This window comes from Streptomyces katrae (assembly GCF_000966975.1).
Lineage (GTDB): Bacteria > Actinomycetota > Actinomycetes > Streptomycetales > Streptomycetaceae > Streptomyces > Streptomyces katrae.
In genome coordinates this window covers 1-1,363 of the sequence record NZ_JZWV01001318.1, presented here as the reverse complement: position 1 = coordinate 1,363, position 1,363 = coordinate 1, and the positions used below count along the sequence as shown (strand labels likewise).

Here is a 1,363-nt window from a genome sequence, read left to right as displayed (position 1 = left end):
TCGCTGGACGGCCGTCCAGCGCCGAGCGGAAGGCGGGCTGCTCCAGAAGGGCGGCGGCGGTCAGGAACACCAGGCGGTCGCGGTGCACGGTGTGCACGACGCCGATCAGCCGGCCCCCGTCGGACACCGGGGCGCCGACGAAGTGGGTCCAGGTCTCCGGTTCCGGGGAGAGATCGACCAGTTCCCCGTTGGCCGCTCCGTCGTCGTGGACCAGGGTCCCGGTCAGCGCGGCCGGCTGTCCTCCCTCCGTGACCCCGTCGACACGGAGGCGCACCCCGCCCGGGGCCGGGGGCCTCCCCCACGGCTGCGGGACGAATCCCGCCGGATCGGTCAGGTCCCTCTCGCTCTCCAGCAGGAGTACGGGCGGGCTCGCGTCGTCCCGCCACACCGGCTGGCAGGGGAATTCCCGGCCGCCCGCCCTGACCCAGACGGCCGCCCCCCCCGGCGCGGCCACCTGCCCCGCCGTGAGCACCAGCCGCGGCGCCAGCAGGATCCCGACCTCACCGGGCTCCCTGAACGAGTCGAAGCCGACCCGGACCACCCCGCCGACCGGTCCCCGGTCCGCCACGGCGGCCGCGACCGGCTCCCGGTCCACGACCGGATCCTGGTCCGCGACCGGCTCCCGATCCGCGACGGGCCCCCGGTCCAGGGCGTGTTCACGATCCGCGGCCCGCGCCCGGTCCGCGAGCGGCTCCGTTTCCCCGGCAGGCTCCCGCTCCACGGCCGGCCCCCGTTCCGCGAACGGCCGCGCGCCCTCCGGGACCGGGCGCCGGCCCTCCGTTCCCGTCGTGACGCGGGTCGCCGAGAAGTCGGGACCCGTGCCCCGGTTGCGGGCCATGTACTCCCACACCCGGCGGCGCACCAGTTCCCGGACCTCGGCCACGTCCCCGCGCAGCTGGGAGCCGAGCAACACCTCCCTCACCCCCGGCAGGAACTCGAACTCGACCTCCTCAGGGCGCTGTTGCCCCTGCCACGGGGCCAGGAGGCCACCGAGGGCCACCTCCGCCAGATGGCCGTGTTCGGAGCCGCGCAGCAGGGAGCGGCGGACGAGGGTCATCACGGGCAGGGTCAGCGGTACGGCGGCCAGGTGCGCGGCGAGCCGCTGGGCGGTCGGGGAGGCGCCCGCCCGGAAGCGTTCCACCAGCTCCAGCGGGTCGGCGTCCCGGTGCGGCGGGGCGGCCGCCGGGGCCGGGGCGGCCGCCGCGGCCGCGTCCAGCCGCAGGCAGGCGAGGCGGCGCCAGCGCCCGTCACCGGACACCACCCGGACGAGGCGGCCCAGGCTGCCGGAGGCGAGGCCGACGACCGGGACCACCGGTCCGCCGCCGCGCGCCCGCCGGGCTGCCGGGACGCGCTGCCAGGAGCG

The 1,363-nt window shown here is 77.9% G+C and carries 1 pseudogene; it reads right to left on the bottom strand.

Going from position 1 to position 1,363, the window contains the following annotated elements:
- Positions 1-1,363: pseudogene (locus tag VR44_RS46180) on the bottom strand (hypothetical protein); the annotation flags it as partial.